An 18334-nucleotide genomic window follows, 5' to 3' on the forward strand; every position below is an offset into this window, starting at 1 on the left:
AAGTTAACTATAATAAAGATTAAACCTGCATCATGAAAAGTCCGTCACGTACCTACCTGTGCCGCTCACCCATTAAAATCATATCCCTTTCTTCGGGGTTTCGACAGCATGGCGGTGGCCTCTTTATCGTTATTTGTAAAAGCTTCTTTCTGTGGGTCCCAATAGATCTTTCGCTTCAGCTTCATGGCTATGTGATGCAATAAACAAGTTGTGCACGACCTATGCCCCACTTCGGCCGGCGCCACCGGTTCTTTGCGGCTCTTCACACAATCTAACCAGTTAGCATGCTGTTGTGCGCTGTGGTACAAATGAATTTCACTATTGCCAATCACCGATTGTAGTATTTTCGGGTTGCTTGCATCAATGGGTTTAACGCCATCTTTATCGGCAATGGGATCACTGTCGGTTACCCGGTAACTACCACGTGTTACCCAGATCCATCCATCGGTACCAATAAACTTTACCCCGTTGGGCAATTCATTGGAGACGATCATATGTACGCCATTGGCATACATGGCTTCGGTGCGAAAAATGCCATGCACATCCCACAGTCCTTTATAACCGGGATCATCAGTGGGGAATTTTCCCGTGCCCCATACCTCAATTGGTCCGCTGTGTTCCATACCCATAGCCCAATGCGCCGTATCGATGTGATGAGCGCCCCACCCTGTTATCATTCCTGCTCCAAATTGTTCGCAACGCAGCCAGCCCGGGCGGCTTACAATACCTTTAAAACTTGCATCAAGCGCATGCACGCGGTCTTCGGTATAATATACATCGGGTGTTGGGCCCAGCCAGGCATCGTAATTGAGGGTTGCAGGAACAACCATTTGGGTTGCATTACCGCCACCAGGGTCGCCGGGCAAACCAACTTCAACTGTTTTCAATTGGCCAATACGCCCATTGCGAACAAGCTCGCAGGCTTTTTTAAACTGCGGCCAGGGATCAATTGATTTTTGCTGACTGCCCATTTGTAAAATGCGCCCGCTCTTTTTTACTTCATCGCATAAAATGCGGCCTTCTTCAACGGTTAACGAAGCCGGCTTTTGCAAATACACATCTTTACCTGCGCGTACGGCATGAACGCCTACCAGTGCATGCTGGTGATCGGGCAAACTAATATGTACGGCATCGATGTCTTTGTTCAACAATAACTCACGGTAATCGTAATATACTTTTATTTCCCAATCGCCGGTGAGCCCGCCATTTTCTTTTTCTGCTCTTTTATAATTATTCTTTACCGCCTGTACACCGGCGTCGGCGCGGTTCTTGTCTAAATCACAAACGGCAATAATGCGTGCGCCGCTATAGCGGGCAATGGAAGTCATGTCGTGGATAACAGAAATTCTTCCGCAACCGATGGAAGCAACGTTGATACGATTGCTGGGTGCATTTTTTCCAAAAACCGAGGATGGAACGATGGAGGGAAGGCTTAAAGAGATGGCGGTGCCAAAAGTTGCTTTTACTGTATCGGTCACAAACTTTTTGCGGCTGATCTTATTAGTCATAGTTTACTTATGTTTTTCATTTGGAAGCATTCTGATAAATTTAAGCTTTTTTTGAGATAGTTTAGTATACCCCCGCATGATAGTTTGGGCGGTAATTCTTTTTCGAAAAAGAAGGAATTAACGTATTATCGTTGTTAGATGAAACTTTCAAACTTATGAGCAACGAAGAAAAAAACAACGAAACACTTTACGAACATGCAGGTGGCTGGAATGCAATATATAAACACGTTGAGATATTCTATCTTTCATGCCTTGCAGACCCAATACTGCAACCATTATTTGGACATGAAGAGCAACCGGGACATATAGAAAAATTTACAGCTTTCACTGCTGAAACATTCGGCGGCCCAAACAGATTTACAAGAGAAATGGGAGGCTTCATGCATTTGATAGATGTACACAGGGGATTTAAAATTACAGAGGAACAACGGCAACGTTTTGTAGATTTATACATGGAAGCCGCCGATAAAGCAGAACTTCCTGCAGACAAACCATTTCGCGACGCACTTAAATCGCATGTTGACTTTGGCTCACATGTAGCAAAACAAAACTCAAACGCTAACTCAGATCCCGAATTGCACCCGTTAAGGGAAGTGCCGAAATGGGATTGGCAACCTGACGACAAACAATAGAATAATTAGGTCTTTGTAAAGCAACTAAGATGCCTTTCGGTTTGCAGATTTTGTTTTCAGACTTGCTTTTAATTTCTCCATTAAATCGCTGGTTGTTGCATTGTGCACTACCTTGAGTGGCTTACCAGTACTCTTTCCCCGCGCTTTGGCTTCAATCACCTGCAAAAGTTTTTGAGAATAGGTGTCGGTATAATCCTCCGGCTTGAAGGGCCTGGTAAGTTGGGCTATTAACATACTGGCCATTTTGAGCTCTTCCGGCTTTATAGCCGTATCCGGGATGTCGAGCCCGGCTGTACTCCGAATTTCATCAGAGAAACGTAATCTGTGCAAAACCAATACTTTGCTTAGTGGCTTTAGTAAACATACCCATTCTTTATTATGATATACGAGTTGCCCTAACGCCGCCTTATGTTCTTTCAATAACGCATCCCGTAACAGCGCGTAAGCCTTTGCGCCGTTTTTATCAGGTTCGAGGTAATATGGTCTTTCGAAGAAAACAGCATCGATCTCTTTTTCATTTACAAACTGGGCAATTTCCAAATGATCGATCTTTTCAGGCGCCGCTTTTTGAAAATCAGCATCTTCTACAATTACATAATCTCCACCTATCTCATAGGCTTTTACAATATCTTCCGTTTGTAATTCCTTCCCCGTTAACTCGCTTACTTTTTTATATTTCACCCGGCTGCGAGTTTTTTTGTCGAGTTGTACAAAAGAGATGTTGCTTTCTTCGGCGGCAACATACATTTTAACCGGTATGTTCACCAATCCGAACCCTACCGACCCTTTCCACATTGAGCGCATAAAATATAATTTAACAGTTCGCTTCAGGTACTAAGGAGTATATAAATTTAAGACAAAAAACACACCTACACATTCATTAATTACCAACCTCATATTTCCGCACAGACACGTCATTAAATAAAACAGCAACGTGATGTTCCTCAGGGTCATCGATGCGAAAAGCATACACATCATACCGTCGGTTCAATGGTTTGGCATCGTGTTGAAACCGGGATGGATTACCGGTTGTAGCAACATTCCCAAATATTTCAAACCAATCCTCCTCAATGTCAGTTGCCACTTCTCTCATGGTTTTGCCAACAACATCAACTATTCCGGTATGCTGTTCGAAAACAGGGTTTACTTCCAGAAAACGATAATCAACCGCTTTTTTTCTCTCATTAAATATGACTTCAATAATGCAAAACCCTTCATCCATGGATTCAATGATCCGATGGTATTTATCAGTTGCGCGTTGGGCCAAAGCGTCTTTTATGCGCAGCATTTCCTGCTCCGTCATTTTTTGTTCGGTGATATCATCTGCCGTTACTGCAACGCCATCACCAATTTTAACCGCTTTAATATGATACCAGTGATTATGCCCTTTATCGCCATAGTAATTGATCCATTCTATTGGCTCACTGGTTTCGGTAACAATTATCAAATTTTTAAAATCGTCAGAATTGGCCATGCCCGGATGCCGTTGAAGGTAGAGTTCACCAAATGGATCGCCATTTTCCGTTCTCTTTGCCAGGGTGTTGGTCAACACGTATTTAAAATCAATGATGTCCCCCTTTTCATTTCTCACAGCATCCAAAACTGTTATTGCGTTCAGGGATGAGTTAAAGACTGATTGCAACAGATTGTTGCTTCTTATGATCTGCTGTTCGGCCATTTTTAAGGCGGTTATGTCCCGGGTGGTTGATAATACACCGTCGCCATATTTTACAATGGACTGATAAAACCATTGAGATCTGAACTGCTCGAAAGAATAGTTTTGTTCATACCGTTGGGGAACGCCGGTTTGTGTTACCTGCACCATGCGATCAAAGATGCCGGCGCGGACAACACCGGGATTTTGTTCCATTAAGCTTTTTCCGATCACCTCGCCAACCAGTTCAACAGCTTGTTTGTTATTGGCGATCCAAATAAAGTCAATGATGTTGTTCTTTTCATCTCTTACTGCCCGAAAAACCTGTACTACATCTAAAGCACTGTCTATAACCAACTGTAGGTCATCACTTGCGTTTGCCTTTTGCCTGGTTGCCATGTACGTCGGTTTATAAAGCGGTTTAATTGAAGTTTCATGGTACGTTGAAGGAAGACGAATTACATTAACTTTTGCAAAAGACATACCATTGGCAGGCAATTAAAACATTAATGGCTGCACATGGGCTGAATGCAGGGACTACCCCTGGTTCTTCAATCAGGGCTTCACATACTTCCTTCCAGAAAGCGTTATCGGCGTTACTTGCGAACTCCTGTATATACTGCCTGCTGGCTTCACTATCATTCGTCAATGTTGCAAGGCCTGTGAGCAGCACGCCGAACGTGGTAATATCTTCCGCTGCGGTCAGTGGCGCCCAAACACCAGCTCCTAGTTGTGCATAGTACACCGGAAAGCCGGCCTCCTCTTCGTTCAGGTCTACAAAAAAAGGATCGTCAAGACCGTTGAGCGCAATCACGTACCAGCCGGGTTGCCATTTGCCCGCTTCCGTTGAGGTAAGGTCTTCACCAGTGATGCCGTGATAGCGGAAGCAGCTCTGGTAACCCTGCCAATTCTCCGGCTTGGGATAATGAAAAGGCAACAGCATAGAGCCGGCGATCGTTTCGTTTTGCATAAACTGCAGAATAAGCGGAGGTATGTTCATCATGTTATCCGTTTTGATAGTGAAATTCGTCATCCAGGCGCTCCCAGCTTATTTCTTTTTGCAACAATGACGATAGCTCATCTTCGCTGATCAACGGCCATTCTGCATGCCCCCTGGTATAGATATCCGTTATGATCTCTTGTTGCTGCCGGCTTAAATACTGTCCATGGGTTTTCAGAAAATGGTGAAGGTTATCTGCGAAATTTTCCTGCTGCAACAAACCATCTTCCGCTTCCTCCACGTCGGCAACGGCCTCCAGCATACTACGAAAAATAAAATCGGTTAAGTTTTTGGCTTTGTACACTGCCCTATTGGCATCGTGCCAGAGAAACACTACAGGGATCTCGTTGCTTCCCTCTTCTTGCGGTAAAAAGCAATACATATCGCCGGCGCCATTTTTTGCAAATGGAATAAAGTGAAGATCCGCCCTGATATCCATCCAGTAATCGGGATCGGCAAATTCACTGAGTTGACTTTCTATATCATCAAAACTCATTAGTTCAAACTCGTTGGCAAAAAGCAGCAGCGGTGGGTTCTTGCGCAGTTCCGGATATTGTTGTGTGATCCAGTTCGGGCCGGCCGTTCCCCAATTAAGCATGCCATCGGCATATAGTTGATGATAAAGTGTTGGATAATGAAATTGGAACTGCTGTTCGAGTTGCTGTAATAGGTTCATGGGTTACGGAATAATTATTTGATCTCTTTATCAAACTCCATAAAATCTTCGTGCAGGCCGTTTTCACGGTAATATTTTTGGTCGTGTTCGCTCAGCTTGTAAATGTGCTTATTAATATCTTTCATTCCTTTTCAATTTTTCCGGCTGCTTTGCCATTACTTACGGGTAAAGGGCAGCAGCCGGGTATTTCTATATAAAGTTCAGTTTAGCCTCGGCCAAAGCGCCAATAACCGGTAATTGTTTTTGGGCGTTGTTGGAGGCGTTAATAATTCCCAGTATCCAAAGTAACAAAACAGCCAGATTTACAAAACTTAAAAAACCCAGTGCAGGTACCACCATAACTACAATAGTTATAGCAACAGTGAGCAGTACACCGAGGATCATAACCCCGAGGGACTGTTTAAGATGGAAACGAACGGCGGGGTCTTTTTCTTTATTGTATTGCAACAGCGCAATGATAAAGCCAATAATTGTGATGTAAGCGACGATCGATTGTGTTTTTTTGTCCATTGTTGTTTTATTGATTTTTATAAAAAAAGAACCCAACAAAGGTGAAAACAGCCTGAGGCCACGCCAAATAATTGCGCGTACAAACCGTCTACAGGCCGCCGTTAAAAGCGTCTACAATGTGTCTACAAAGAGTAAGATCGTTCTTAAAAAAATATATGTTTGTAGTCACTTATGAAGTGTTGCAACAAAAACAGGGCGATTGGGTATTTTACCGCAAACCTGGTGATGTTTAATATATTTTATAACTATGACCAATCAGAATAACCGGATCTATTTTAAAGCCAATCCATTCCCCAATGGACACCGGGTTAAAAAATTTGTATGGAGTGGTGAACTTCGGGTATTCCGTATTCTCACCATCATCATTATATTTCTGTCAACATTTGCCCGCACCACGGCTCAAAACCGGTATACCGATAGTTTATACAGTATAATAACCAATCCCCAATCGGGCGATGGTGAAAGGATCGTTGCTTTAAGCAAACTGGCCATTGTTGTGCGGCATTACGATCAAAAAGAAGCATTAAGACTTTCACAAAAAGCGGTAGACCTTGCCCGCGGCGAAAACGATGCGCGTTATAAAGTATATGCTTATTTAGGAAGGGAGAACGTTTATCTCAAGGTGCGTGAAATGGAAAAGGCAGGCCGGGACCTGGACAGCAGCCTGTGGTATGCCGAAAAAACCAAAGATGCTAAAGCCAAAGCATGGGCATGGTTCCAAAAAGGTCGCACCCTTAGCCTCGAAGGCAGGGAGAAAGAGAAACTGAATGCAATGTTGAAAGCCCTGGAATATATTAAAAGTGAAAATGACTGGGAATTAAAGGCCTCCATTTATTATGGAATATACGGTGCATTCGCCACATGGAAAGATATTGATAAAGAAGGGCAATACGCACTGCTGGCCTTAGATGCGGCACAAAAAAGCAGCAACCCTAATAACATTTGTGAATCATGGCAGGCAATAGGTTCTGCCGTTCACGACCGGTATCTTAAAACCGGCGAAAAAGACAAGACACTGTTAGACTCAACCATAAATGCCTACCGCCGATCGGTTTTGGTATACATGCAACACGAGCCGTATATGCACATGGTACAACTGGTTACCATACCATGCATTAACCTCGCCGACGCCTATAACCGGCATTTCCCTGTATCCAGCCAAACTACAGATTCGCTTCGCCACTATGCTACGCTTGCATTTAACTACGCTGTAAAAGATAATGACAAACGACTACAGGCAGCAGCCTTCGGACTCATGAATGAAGATGCCAAACGCAACGGCAATTTCAACCAGGCGGAAACCTATCTGCTGCAGGCGCTAACCCTGTTTGCAGGCGATCCTGTTCCCGACTATTATGTTCGTTCTAATGTGTACCGCGATCTGGCCGAACTGGCAGAGCGTCGTAAAGACTATAACCAGGCGCTCGAATATTATAAAGCATACCTGGCCGACTATAAAAAGGTGTTTGATGAAGAACAGAATAATACAGGCAAGAAGCTGGAAGCACAGTATCAGGCTAAGGAAAAGGAGCAGGAAATACTTTTTTTGAAAGAGAAAGAAGGCTTGCAACGTCTTCAAAAATACCTGTACGCAGGGGTTGGAATTGCGCTGTTGGTGGTACTGGTATTTATGTTCCGTTCGTACCACTTCAGGCTGCGTTACTCGTTGCAACGGGAACTACTTCTTAAAAAGGAAAAAGAAGAATCGAGTTTACTGGCCCAGTTCAAAATTGAAGAAAACCTGGTTCTCGAAGCCGAAAAGCGCAATGTGGAGCTACGTGCAAAGCTTCAGGAAGAGCAGTTAAAACTCAAAGCCGAAGAGGCTGCCCACCTTCACACCGAACAGCAGGCCATACTTGCTCAAAAAGAAATTCTACATAAGGAAGTAATAGCAGGAAGATTGCATGTAGAACAAAAGAATAAAATTTTGAAAGGTTTTAGAGAACACTTAAACCTGAACAAAAACGGGGCTAATAAAGATGTAGAAATAAACAGGCTGCTGAGAGAGGAAAACCACCTCGACAATGATTTTGAAGAAGTAGTAGTTGACCTTAAGGAGATCCATCCTGACTTTTATAGAAAGCTACAGCAGAAGGCAGGTAATAAACTTACTGATCTCGACTTAAAATATTGTTCTTACATACTCCTTAAACGAAACAACTCGGACATAGCAAGGTTACTAAGTATAGAACCCAAAAGTGTCAGAATGAATAAATACAGATTGAAACAGAAATTAGGATTGGGAAAAGAAGATGACCTGGAAGAATTCATAAGAAATTTGGGTTAACGCCATGCCTAAATTTTTAAGCTTGTTATCGTGGTTTGTTTTCCCCTAAATTTTGCCCTTTCCTTTTCTTATTGCCAGCCACGATGACAAAAACAATTACACCTATGATCACTATTATTCCTATTATTGGCAACATATATTCGGGTTTTAATGATTATTGATTTTGAAACATAGCGCCACAAGGGCTCTTTGTTACTGGGAATGTGCTAATTGAAAACATTTTGATATCGTTTTGTTTGTGTAATATGTTCCCCAATAGCCTGCATTGATCTTTAAGAAGTAGCTGCCTCCTGCGTTTTTAGAGTTGCCTTGTTAAAATAAATGTTCAAAGGGTATGCCATGCAATCATAATTTGGTGGTTAAACGTATCAGATCTTATGGCCATGATCGGTCTTATTAGGGATTACTTATTTCGGGCAACGTATCTGGCGGATTGGTTTCAGAAGAAATATGCTCACCTTGTAATAAAACCAAACTTCTTCCCTGAACCAGGTATTTGCCGCAGGGCATAAGTTCATTTTCGGGTTCACACATTTCTTTGTCAGTAGCTGTATCGAGGACCTTAAACCACTTACTGCCAAATTTTTCGGATGGCAGCGTAAATTCGATCACTTCATTGTGAGCATTAAACAAAAGGTAAAAATCTTTATCAGTAAGCTTTCGACCCTTTTCATCGAGGCAACGCAAACCAAGACCATTTAGGTATAAACCTAACGATTTGGCGTATCCTTCATTCCATTGTTGATCTTTCATTTCATTGCCATCGGGAGTGAACCAGGCAATGTCTTCGACGCCAATACCACGAATGGGTTGTTCCTGAAACCACCGCCGGCGGCTAAAGGCCGGGTGTGATTTGCGGAACCAAATCAACTGTCTCACAAATGAGACCAGTTCCTCATCTTTCTCATTCCACTTTATCCAGCTAATCTCGTTATCCTGGCAATACGCATTATTATTGCCGAACTGCGAGTTACCCATTTCATCGCCGCTGAGCAACATGGGCACTCCCTGGGATAATAACAGCGTGGTGAAAAGGTTACGTTTTTGCCGGCTTCTGGTCTCAAGTATCCCAAGATCTTTTGTAGGTCCTTCAATTCCATAATTACAGGAATGGTTCTCGTTCTCACCATCATTATTATTCTCTTTATTTGCCTCATTATGTTTTTCATTAAAGCTTACCAGGTCTTCCATTGTAAAACCGTCGTGTGCTGTTATAAAATTGATACTGGCTCCGGGATTTCTGTAATCGTTCTTATACAAGTCGGCACTGCCGGTTATTCGTTTGGCAAATTCAGCCAGTCTGCTTTCTGCACCCCGCCAGTAATCTCTTATGCAATCGCGGTACAATCCATTCCATTCGGCCCATCCAACAGGGAATTTCCCCACCTGGTAACCTCCTTCGCCAAGATCCCAGGGTTCTGCAATCAATTTAACACGCGAGATCACCGGGTCCTGATGAATGATATCAAAGAAAGCGCCCAGCTTGCTCACTTCATGTAGTTCGCGGGCAAGAGTAGCTGCCAGATCGAACCGAAAACCATCTACATGCATTTCCTGTATCCAATAGCGCAGACTGTCCATGATCAACTGTAATACATAAGGTAAACGGGTATTCAGTGTATTACCTGTGCCTGTATAATCCATATAATACCGCTTGTCTTCCGTTAAGCGATAATATGAAGCGTTGTCTATTCCCCGGAAACACAAAGTAGGGCCGAAATGATTTCCTTCTGCTGTATGATTATATACTACATCGAGAATGACCTCTATTCCGGCATCATGCAATGCCCTTACCATTTCTTTGAATTCATTCACCTGCTGCCCCAGAATACCAGAGGCAGCATACCGTGAATCAGGCGCGAAAAAACCAATGGTATTGTAACCCCAATAGTTGGTAAGGCCTTTTTCTTTCAAATGCCTGTCTTCAATAAAATGGTGGATCGGCATCAGCTCGATTGTTGTTATGCCAAGGTTTTTAAGGTAATCGATGACCACCGGATGGCCAATTGCCTTGTAGGTGCCCCTTATATCTTCGGGCAACCCGGGATGCAGGTTGGTAAGGCTTTTAACATGAGCTTCATAAATGATGGTTTCGTGGTATGGTATACTAAGGGGTTTATCGTTGCCCCAATCGAAACGATCATCTACAACTACCGATTTGGGAATATATGGAGCACTATCGGTAGTATTAAAGCTCAGGTCCTCATTTTCATGCCCGATCTCATATCCAAACAGGGCATTGTGCCATTGAAGGGGGCCTGCAATTGCTTTTGCATATGGATCAATTAATAATTTATAGGCATTGAACCGATGCCCTTCTTCCGGTTTATACGGCCCCGCCACCCGGTATCCATATAACTGCCCCGGCGCAATACCGGTTACATACATATGCCAGACATGATGGGTGCGTTCTTTAAAACGTATTTTTATTGTTTCTACATCATCTTCAAGGGAATTAAACAGACAAAGATCAACTCCCTCAGCATTCTCTGTGTAAAGGGCAAAATTCACTCCGTTACCGTCCCATGTGGCGCCTAATGGATAAGGCTTTCCAATATAATACTCCTGTATAGCCATAGTAATAGGGTTCAGTTGCATTGTTCAATACGAACATGCGGTTATTATTATTTAAAATAAATGACAGCGATTATTAAAGTTCCTGCTTTCCTGAGCGGAGATTAAGTATGTATGACGCTATAAATCCTGGTAGTGTAACTACTAAATAATTTTAACAGAAAAAATTATGCCTTATAATCGATGTTTATAAAACATAATTATTATTTTCCATACTACTAAAACCTGTAGTTTGATCAACCCTGCAACCCAAACCAAAGGAATACTATTGCTTGTAGCTCTTTTTATCATGCATAGCATTACATTGAATGCACAAACACGTGCCAAAGACGAGAAACGTTTCGTGAATGCACTGAATGAACTGGTAGCCTATAAAAAGCCCTCGATGGGTACTGATGATAGCCCCCAATTTATACTGGATAGCTTGTTCCATATCCTGGGCGATTCGCTTACTATTACACAGATCAATACATTTATCGATTCATCTGTTAGCCGCTATCGTTATATGGTTGGGCTCAATCAGATCTCAGTGGGGCACGACCTGAACCTGGTGTTGTATGCCGGTGACGATGGAGCTAAAGTATACGCCCAGCGAAAAGGCCGGCAGGATTGGGAATACTCGGGCCCCGATAATCTCATATTGGTTGGCCTGGTGCAAGACGATGATAAAAAAGCACAGGCTATAAAGAAGAAAATTGAAGCGGCCTGGAAAAGAGCCAGCCGTTGGTATAAACCTTAAATTCATCCCTCAAACAATGAAGTTCATCGGAAAAATACCATGCGATCTGTTATACATTTCTATGTAAGGGCTACTTTTGAAACATGGTTCTCACTAAAAGATACTATGTAAAACATATTCTTATTTTTTTCTTCTCCTCATTGGTTTATGCTTTATGCCAAATGCTTTTCAGTAACATGCTGATGAAGGAAGAATTGTGGAGTCGTTTTCATATCCAGTTTTCTGCGCATTACCTGGTAGTGCTTACTATGTGTATAGCAGATTATGCGTTATTACTTTTTCTGAACAGATATTTGCCCTATTCTAAAAGTATATTCTACCGTATCCTTGCCGGTGTCTTGGGGCAGATTGTAATTTGCATTATCCTACTGGCATTATTCAATTATTTCATCTACAAAATACTTCTTATTCCCGAAGAAGGGCTGCCATCTTTCCCTGTTAAATTTGCATTAGGAATGGTAACCAATTTACCCATTCTCCTGATCTTTGAATTGATCTATTATTTCCGGTCTGAACAAAAGGCCATAGCCGATTCAGAAAAAGCAAAACGTGAAGCATTATTATTCCAGCATGAAACATTAAGATCGCAGATCAACCCACATTTTCTGTTTAATTCATTGAATGTATTGTCTTCCTTAATTTATATAAATCCGGAGAATGCTAATAAGTTCACGAAAGCACTCTCAAAAACCTACCGGTATGTACTTTCGCTTAACCGGCAACCGGTAGTTTCCGTTGCAGAAGAACTGGAAGCATTGAACTCATATATATTTTTGATGAAGATGCGATTTGAAAACTCTTTTACTTTTACGGTAAACAAAATAGCTGATCCCGAAAAGAGCAGCATTATTCCGCTGACCCTGCAATTGTTATTGGAGAACGCCTTCAAACACAATATTGCAACGGAGAACAGGTTATTGGAAATAGTAATTACGATTGATAAAGAATTTTTGACAGTAGAAAACAATATCCAGCTATCGAACGATGTGGAAAAAGGTGGCATCGGTTTGAAATATCTCGCGAAGCAGTATACATTATATGCCAAACATCTTATTGTTGAACATAGTGATCACCTTTTTATTGTGAAAGTACCATATATTGAATCATGAAGTATCTGATAGTAGAAGATGAGCGGTTTGCATACGAGGAGTTAAAACGTATGATGACGGACTTACGTCCCGGTTATTCGCTGGTGAAACGAACTAATACCGTTATTGATACAATCGGGTTTCTGAAAACAGCTGAAGTTGATTTGATCCTTATGGATATCCGTCTTGCCGATGGCACCTGCTTCGAGATCTTCAACCACGTGCAGGTTACTACACCTGTTATATTTACTACTGCTTACGATGAACATGCCATCAAAGCATTTAAGCTAAACAGTATTGATTATTTATTAAAACCCTTCGATGAAAAGGAATTGGAAAAAGCATTAAGTAAATATGAGAACTTCTTTCACAGCAACGCCCATAAATCAAATGCTATGCTTCTTGCGCAGATAGTACCCGTGAAAACGAAAAACCGGTTTCTGATATCAAAAGGGGAAAATTATCATTATATAGAAACAGGTGATATAGCTCACTTTTATAGCGAAGAAAAAGTAGTGTTCCTGCATACCTTCAATAACAAAAGGTACATCATCAATTATACATTAGACCAGCTGGAACAACAATTGGATAATCATTTGTTTTTCCGCGTATCGCGTAATTGTATCGGAAATGTAAAAGCCATCGAAAATGTAGCTAAATACTTTAACAGCCGGCTGAAGCTTTCTTTTTCACCAGAATGCCCTCATGAAGTGGTGGTAAGCCGCATACGTGTACCCGACTTCCTGAAATGGATGGACGGAATTCCGGAATAATTTTCATTCCCTTTATACTGCATTTTATCCAGCCGATCCTTAAGCCGGTAGTTTATGACTTTCAGTTTTACACTGTTCATATTTCCTTTGTACAAACAATAAAAAAGAAAATGAATTTTTGTAAAACCAATAAGAAACTATTCTTTTCCGCATTTCTGATTGCTGCCGGCTTACGTGCAAACGCCCAGTTTGTTTTTAAAACTGAATATTTTGGACGATCAGGCTATCGTATGTCGGATGGTGAAACAAACGAAAGAGTGGGAAACAGTAAAGGTTCGGCAATGGTTTACCAGGGTGCTGTAAATATTCCGTTGTCTGTAAAGTTTAATGATAATGATCGCCCAACAAAATGGTCATTAAATGTGGGTGGCGCTTATGTAAAGCTCAACAATAAAGATTTTACTGAGTCTTTGGTGATTGATGAAATATTGAATTTGGGCGTAAGCCTGAATCACCTGAAACCATTAAATGATAAATGGTCAATGATGGCCACTATTGGAGGAGGAATTTACATGCCGGGTACCAACTTTTCCAAAATGGGTATTGAAAATATATTAGGTAGTGCTGGTGTTATATTTATCCGGCACTTAAGACCCAATCTTGACCTCGGTGGTGGACTTGCAATAAATAATTCCTTTGGTTTCCCAATGTTGTTTCCTGCAGTTTATCTCAACTGGAAAACACAAAGTAAATACACCGTTAAGGTATCCATGATCAAAGGACTGGAAGTCTCTGCAGGATATGATGTCAATAAAAACCTGGGTTTACATCTCATTGCCGAAATGAATGGGCAAACCGCATTGCTGGAGCAGCATGGAAAGAAAAAGATCTTCTCCCATGCTTATTTAGTAGCAGGATTGCGTCCGGAATTAAAACTTGGGAATAAATTATCTATCCCCGTTACCGTGGGAATTAACGCCTGGCGACCTGCAGGAATAACAGACAGAAAGCTTAAAAGCATGTTCCAGGATAAAGAATATTATTTCCAGGCATCACTTTATGCATCGGTGGGTTTAAAGATCAGCTTTTAATTGGTGACCATGAAAAAGATGACACAAACCATTGCATACAGGGTCTTGTATGCGCTTGCTTATGCAGCAAGTATGATCCCGATGTCGTTGCTTTATGTAATAGCGTCCTGTGCATTTTTCTTTACCTATTATATTTTTGGATACAGGAAAACTGTTGTCATACAAAACATGGCACGTTCCTTTCCCGATAAGCGATATGCAGAAATTCATTGTATGGTGAAGAAGTTCTACGGCTGCTTTGCCGACTATTTTGCCGAGATCACAAAAAGCATCTCGTTGCCGGCAGCAGTTCTCGAAAAAAAGATCATATTCGAAAACCTGGAACTGGTTGACAGGCATGTGAGTGCCGGACGAAATGTTATTGCCTGCCTGGGGCATTGCGGCAATTGGGAGATGTTGAATTTTATGCCTTACAAACTTCCCCACCGCATGTATGCCATATATAAGCCCTTGCGGTGGGGAGTAATGAACAGGCTGATGATAAAACTTCGATCGCGTTTTGGCATGCAGCTGATACCAGACACATCGGTAGTGCGTCATATGCTGAATAAAAGATCAATACCTGCAGTATACCTGTTCCTGGCAGATCAATGCCCACGTATACAAGACGAGAAATACAAATTTGAGTTGCTAAACCAAAAGTCATACATTTTTTCAGGTATGGAGAAGCTGGCACAAATAAGCCAATCGGCTGTTGTTTACCTGCATATTACAATGCTCTCGAAAGGAAATTACAAGATCACCTGCGTACCTGTTTGCTCCGAAGCATCTTCTATGCATGTAGGCGAAATAACAAAGATCTATGCTGATCTACTCACAGAAAATATCAAAGAAGAACCATACGGCTGGCTATGGACCCACAAACGGTGGAAACGGTAAAAACAGTGCAATAAACATGGGGCATTAACGTTACTACTCCTTTTTCAATAGATCCGTAAAGGAATATCATTATTTAAACACCTATTCAGTCTAATCCTTCCCATGAAAAATTTTACATTCCTGTTTTTTTTACTTATTACTTTTTCCATTTCCAATGCCCAATCAATGTTTAGCTGGGTAAAAAGTTCAACCAGTACTGGTCAACTGGCTCCTTCAGACGTAGTCGTGGATGCTTCCGGCAACGTATATACTACAGGTTCTTTTGTCACCGATGCAGATTTCGATCCGGGTACAGGAACGCAGATCCTCACTTCAGCAGGTTCTGCCGATATCTTTATTACCAAACGGAGCCTTACCGGCGATCTGCTGTGGGCAAAAAGAATAGGCGATACCCGCACTGATGGGGGTACGGAAATTGGCCTGGATGCTTCGGGTAATGTGTATGTATCGGGATATTTTAGCGGTACGGTTGATTTTGATCCAGGACCGGCTACCCAGCCCATGAGCGCTACGCTTAACCGGTACGGTATTTTTATTTTAAAACTGGATGCATCGGGCAACTTCGTATGGGCTAAAAGTATGGTGGGCAATAATAACGCTACGGCCTGGGCCATGGCAGTTGATGCCGCGGGCAATGCGTATACGACCGGTGATTTTTCAGGTACCGTTGATTTTGACCCTGGCGCAGGTGTGCAAAACCTAACGGCATTCGGCCGTGATATTTTTATTTCGAAAATAGATGCAAACGGTAATTATGTATGGGCAAAAAGTATAACCAGCAGCAATACCAATGGTAACCGGGGAGTAAGTATTGCGGTAGATGCTATTGGCAATGTATATACAACAGGTGGATTCAGGGGTGATGCAGATTTTGACCCGGGCCCGGGCACAAATATGTTAACACTCTCAGGCAGTACCGATGCCTATATCTTAAAACTGAATTCTTCGGGCGACTTTGAATGGGCCAAAAGTTTGGGCGGCACTGCCGATGTATTTCCTACAGGCATAGCTGTAGATGCTTCTGGTGCTGTTTATTCAACGGGTTCTTTTGAAGGAACAGTTGATTTTGACCCTGGCACAGGAACACAGGACCTCACTTCAACAGGCCAGGAAGATATTTACATTTCAAAATTAGATGCTTCCGGAAACTACGTATGGGCTACCAGAATGGGCGAAAGTAACGACGATTATGCCAGTGGTATATCAATAGATGCTGCTGGTAATGTTTATACTACTGGCGTTTTTGAGGGAACCATGGATGTTGATCCCGGCGGCGCCACACACGATCTCGTATCTGCAGGCGATGCCGATATTTTTGTTGTAAAATTAACTACTGCAGGCAGCTATGCATGGTCGGCCAATATAGGAAGCACATCCTATGATGCAGCAAATGCTATAACAGTAGCAAACGCCAACAACATATATCTTTTAGGTACTTTTGATGGCACCGTTGATTTTGACCCCGGCACAGGAACACAGGACCTTACTTCGGCTACCAGTGAGGATACTTATATTTTACATCTCAGTCCCGATATTACCCTGCCACTTTCACTGCTGCATTTCGATGCCGTTGATAACAGTTCTTCAGTGCTGCTGCAATGGCAAACCACCAGAGAACAAAGCATGGCGGGTTTTGAAATAGAAAGAAGCACAAATGGAAAAAAATTCGAAACCATTGGTTCAATAGCTGTAAACAACGGATACAACCTGATAAACAATTATTCATTCACTGATTTACATCCGCTAACTGTAAAAAGTTATTATCGTTTGAAAATAAAAGACCAGGACGGACAATTTACCTATAGCCGTATCATTGCGTTAAGAAGAGAAAATAGTACACAGGGCTTACAGGTATATCCCAACCCGGCAAAAAACATTTTGAATATAGAGTTAGACGCGCATGAAACGATTACCCTGCAAATATCCGATGTCACCGGTCATATCCTGTACCAACAAAACAAAACCATGTATGGTAATACCAACTTTTCTGTGAACATTCAAACCCTGCCGGCCGGCAATTACTATTTGATCATAAAAGGAAAAAACACGCAAAAGATCCAGCAATTTTTGAAACAATAATATTCCAGGTTTTATGCAGAGCGCTAAACACAAAAGCCCCGTAGCTACGGGGCTTTTGTGTTTTTGGGAATTAACATTTTGTCCAAATAGCCACAAATATGATACTACACCTACATAAATATCTGGTCCGTCAGGTGCACTTATCCATTCTGCATCCTGCTGCCCCCACATATCACCCGGGTTTACCGGACCGGATCAGATTAGAGACGTAAAGGTAGTAAACAAGCATGTCGGTTACAATAACCGATAGGTGGTATCTATTTCTTGCTGCATCGTTTTACTGCGCAGTTAAGATGCGCACTATCGTATTTTCTTTGTCAAAACATACAAATAACATCCGGCATGTCAACCATCAAAAGAGAACAACGAATTGAATATATCAATGGATTTTTAGAAGCCACATCCAGAGTAAAAGATATACTAACACATAATTTAGGTGGGTTTAACCAGTTTATTTCTATTGATAAAAATAATAACCTGGATGTATTGTCGAACCTTAAAAACTACATAATAAGTAACAAACCATATTATGACAAATACTTTATTGAAGCGGAACGATTTGAAAAAATGTTAGATGACATTCAATTATCTCCAATTGCTAACTGGATAACCACATTACCAAAGCTAATAAGTGTGTGGACCTGTGATGCTGTATTAACTTCAATTCATGGAAGAAATGGATATCCGCTTTCCGAATACCTGGTAAATTTTTTATTGAAAGATTTTTTCAACCAATTTGAAAGTGAGGTCATACTTTACAAATTGTTACCAGAATACGGGATCTGGCATTGGGGCGACTTAATGGGAGAAGAATATGTATTTGAGACTTCAGCCAGGATGTATATTTTGCATTTCGGGGAAAGCACATAAAGTACATAACACGAAAAAGCCGCCTCAATACATT

The 18334-nt window shown here is 41.8% G+C and carries 16 protein-coding genes; 9 read left to right on the plus strand and 7 right to left on the minus strand.

Annotated features, from left to right (window positions below; all coding sequences use genetic code 11):
- Positions 1-65: 65 nt before the first annotated feature.
- Positions 66-1508: a Gfo/Idh/MocA family protein gene (locus GGD38_RS01645; RefSeq protein ID WP_375299773.1), complete on the minus strand. Its 1443-nt coding sequence runs from the start codon at positions 1506-1508 to the stop codon at positions 66-68.
- A gap of 155 nt (positions 1509-1663) precedes the next feature.
- On the opposite strand from GGD38_RS01645, the gene GGD38_RS01650 reads away from it, so the two are divergent.
- Positions 1664-2140, plus strand: a complete 477-nt coding sequence (locus GGD38_RS01650) for a group II truncated hemoglobin (RefSeq protein WP_375299772.1) — start codon at positions 1664-1666, stop codon at positions 2138-2140.
- A gap of 24 nt (positions 2141-2164) precedes the next feature.
- Here the strand turns inward: GGD38_RS01650 and GGD38_RS01655 are convergent, their stop codons facing one another.
- The 5 genes from GGD38_RS01655 to GGD38_RS01675 all read right to left on the minus strand — a co-directional run bounded on the left by GGD38_RS01655 (position 2165) and on the right by GGD38_RS01675 (position 5980).
- Positions 2165-2944 carry a Ku protein gene (locus GGD38_RS01655; protein WP_375299771.1) on the minus strand — a complete coding sequence of 260 codons (780 nt, stop codon included), beginning with the start codon at positions 2942-2944 and terminating at the stop codon, positions 2165-2167.
- A gap of 76 nt (positions 2945-3020) precedes the next feature.
- On the minus strand, positions 3021-4193 hold the full coding sequence (locus tag GGD38_RS01660; RefSeq protein ID WP_375299770.1) for a PAS domain-containing protein: 1173 nt from the start codon (positions 4191-4193) through the stop codon (positions 3021-3023).
- 64 nt (positions 4194-4257) lie between these two features.
- Positions 4258-4797 (minus strand): hypothetical protein, encoded by a 540-nt coding sequence (locus GGD38_RS01665; RefSeq protein ID WP_375299769.1) that lies wholly within the window; start codon positions 4795-4797, stop codon positions 4258-4260.
- A 1-nt stretch (position 4798) separates the two neighbouring features.
- The gene (locus GGD38_RS01670; protein ID WP_375299768.1) at positions 4799-5470 is read right to left on the minus strand and encodes an SMI1/KNR4 family protein; all 672 of its coding nucleotides are present in this window, start codon (positions 5468-5470) and stop codon (positions 4799-4801) included.
- Between the two features lie 189 nt (positions 5471-5659).
- Positions 5660-5980, minus strand: coding sequence for a hypothetical protein (locus GGD38_RS01675; RefSeq protein WP_375299767.1), 321 nt, complete (start codon positions 5978-5980; stop codon positions 5660-5662).
- A 247-nt stretch (positions 5981-6227) separates the two neighbouring features.
- On the opposite strand from GGD38_RS01675, the gene GGD38_RS01680 reads away from it, so the two are divergent.
- A complete protein-coding gene (locus tag GGD38_RS01680) occupies positions 6228-8267 on the plus strand; it encodes a transcriptional regulator (RefSeq protein WP_375299766.1) in 2040 nt (679 codons plus the stop codon).
- Between the two features lie 396 nt (positions 8268-8663).
- Here GGD38_RS01680 and glgX read toward each other — a convergent pair whose 3' ends face one another.
- Positions 8664-10844, minus strand: coding sequence for a glycogen debranching protein GlgX (glgX, locus tag GGD38_RS01685; RefSeq protein WP_375299765.1), 2181 nt, complete (start codon positions 10842-10844; stop codon positions 8664-8666).
- A gap of 229 nt (positions 10845-11073) precedes the next feature.
- Between glgX and GGD38_RS01690 the strand changes: the two genes are divergently transcribed.
- The 7 genes from GGD38_RS01690 (at position 11074) to GGD38_RS01720 (ending at position 18300) form a co-directional block, all read left to right on the plus strand.
- Positions 11074-11580, plus strand: coding sequence for a hypothetical protein (locus GGD38_RS01690; RefSeq protein WP_375299764.1), 507 nt, complete (start codon positions 11074-11076; stop codon positions 11578-11580).
- A 176-nt stretch (positions 11581-11756) separates the two neighbouring features.
- Positions 11757-12689 carry a sensor histidine kinase gene (locus GGD38_RS01695; protein WP_375299763.1) on the plus strand — a complete coding sequence of 311 codons (933 nt, stop codon included), beginning with the start codon at positions 11757-11759 and terminating at the stop codon, positions 12687-12689.
- Complete coding sequence (locus GGD38_RS01700) at positions 12686-13441, plus strand: LytR/AlgR family response regulator transcription factor (RefSeq protein WP_375299762.1); 756 nt, start codon at positions 12686-12688, stop codon at positions 13439-13441. Before GGD38_RS01695 ends, GGD38_RS01700 begins: the two co-directional genes overlap by 4 nt.
- 110 nt (positions 13442-13551) lie before the next feature.
- Positions 13552-14472 (plus strand): DUF6268 family outer membrane beta-barrel protein, encoded by a 921-nt coding sequence (locus tag GGD38_RS01705; protein ID WP_375299761.1) that lies wholly within the window; start codon positions 13552-13554, stop codon positions 14470-14472.
- Between the two features lie 9 nt (positions 14473-14481).
- Positions 14482-15351: a lysophospholipid acyltransferase family protein gene (locus GGD38_RS01710; protein WP_375299760.1), complete on the plus strand. Its 870-nt coding sequence runs from the start codon at positions 14482-14484 to the stop codon at positions 15349-15351.
- 102 nt (positions 15352-15453) lie between these two features.
- A complete protein-coding gene (locus GGD38_RS01715; RefSeq protein WP_375299759.1) occupies positions 15454-17430 on the plus strand; it encodes an SBBP repeat-containing protein in 1977 nt (658 codons plus the stop codon).
- A gap of 342 nt (positions 17431-17772) precedes the next feature.
- Entirely contained in the window at positions 17773-18300 is a 528-nt protein-coding gene (locus tag GGD38_RS01720) for a hypothetical protein (RefSeq protein ID WP_375299758.1), read from the plus strand.
- Positions 18301-18334: the final 34 nt, after the last annotated feature.

This window comes from Niastella sp. OAS944, assembly GCA_024809215.1.
Classification (GTDB): Bacteria; Bacteroidota; Bacteroidia; order Chitinophagales; family Chitinophagaceae; genus Niastella.